Source organism: Algoriphagus mannitolivorans DSM 15301, assembly GCF_000429425.1.
Classification (GTDB): domain Bacteria; phylum Bacteroidota; class Bacteroidia; order Cytophagales; family Cyclobacteriaceae; genus Algoriphagus; species Algoriphagus mannitolivorans.
This window is the reverse complement of record NZ_AUBV01000022.1, coordinates 1-1,740: the sequence shown is the minus strand read 5'-3', so window position 1 is coordinate 1,740 and position 1,740 is coordinate 1. Positions and strand designations below refer to the sequence as shown.

The following is a 1,740-nucleotide window of genomic DNA, read 5'->3' as shown; positions in this document are numbered from 1 at the left end:
GCGGTCGTTGTCCAGAATATTGCCGATCACTCCGCCGAATCTTAAGAAGAAGGTTCCATAGTCGTCATCATTGGCGATGATCTCATTGGCTCCAATTCCTACAGAAACTTCGTCTTTGTCTTCGAAAACATCCCCATCTCTTGGACCTTTGGCAGTGACAGTTGCCACGTTAAGCAAATTGCTTCCTTCCAAATCTCCAATGGTAACAGTATAAGTGGTCACTACACTGATTACTTGGCCTGGAGCCATAGTTCCAAGAACCTGATTCAATCCTGTAAGCGGATCACTTATCGTAACATTACTCATGGTTACATTTCCGGTATTGGTTACGGTCAAAGTGTAGGTGATAATTTCACCTGCTTCCCGAACCTCCTCCTTATCTGCAGTTTTCACCATTTGGATGCTAGGACGATACAATATTGGTGTCGTCACAGAATCAGTGTCTGTAGGATCATCGTCACCCTGATTTGGACTTTCACCCGTAGCAGTAGCCTCATTGGTTACATTTCCACGGTCGATGTCCTCCTGAGTGATCGGATAGCTTACCTCGATGGTCTTGCTTTCTCCAGGAGCCAAGGTACCCACATTCACCACTGTACCGGTTACGGTATCTACTACTGTCACATTATCCAGAGTCACATTTCCGGTATTGGTCACCACGATGGTATATGGAATCTCATCACCTGGCTTCTCCAAAGTTGGATTATTGTCTGTAATCTCAACTTTGATAGCAGGATTCTGATTCGCTGTAACTATCGCCTCTGCACTATCGGAAACTTTGGTCTCTCCACCAAATCCTTCTACTGTGGCAACATTCAGGATAGATCCGGAATCTATATCGCTTTGAGTTACAGTATAGCTAGTTTGAATTTCAACTACCTGACCTGGAACCATCTGGCCAAACAGATTATCATAACCTGTCAACGGATCGGTAATCTTCACACTGTTCAGCATCATATTACCTGTGTTGGTGACAGTCAAGGTGTAATTGATCTCATCTCCAGCAGCATTAACAGAGGATACATCGGAGGTCTTCTCGATGGATATCGAAGGCTTCTGAATTACTTCTACAACCTCTTCATCCTGATCTGAAACCTCTTTGTTACCAATGAATCCAGAGACTGTGGCTACGTTGAGAATAGATCCTTTGTCCATATCTGCCAAGGTTACCGTGTAGGTAGTTGTAATAATCACTACCTGTCCAGGTACCATCTGTCCGTATAGATTATCATATCCAGTCAATGGATCGGTAATCTTCACACTGTTCAGCATCACATTACCTGTGTTGGTCACCGTCAAGGTATAATTGATCACATCTCCAGCGGCATCCACAGAGGATACATCGGCGGTCTTCTCGATGGATATCGAAGGCTTCTGAATTACTTCTACAACCTCTTCATCCTGATCTGAAACCACTTTGTCACCAATGAATCCAGAGACTGTGGCTACGTTCAGAATAGATCCTTTGTCCATATCTGCCAAGGTTACCGTGTAGGTAGTTGTAACATTCACTACCTGACCTGGAACCATCTGACCATACAAATTATCGTAACCTGTCAATGGATCGGTAATCTTCACACTGTTCAAGGTCACATTTCCTGTGTTGGTGACGGTTAAGGTGTAATTAATCACATCTCCAGCAGCATCCACAGAGGATACATCGGCGGTCTTCTCAATGGTCAAGGCCGGAAGCTGGATCGCTTCTACCGTTGCCTCATCGGTTTCTTCCAGTTCGGTTTC

The 1,740-nt window shown here is 44.6% G+C and carries 1 protein-coding gene; it reads right to left on the bottom strand.

Annotated elements, in window-relative coordinates:
• Nucleotides 1-1,740: DUF7507 domain-containing protein (locus tag G458_RS0116850; protein WP_026952930.1), on the bottom strand; the 1,740-nt coding region annotated here is incomplete at both ends.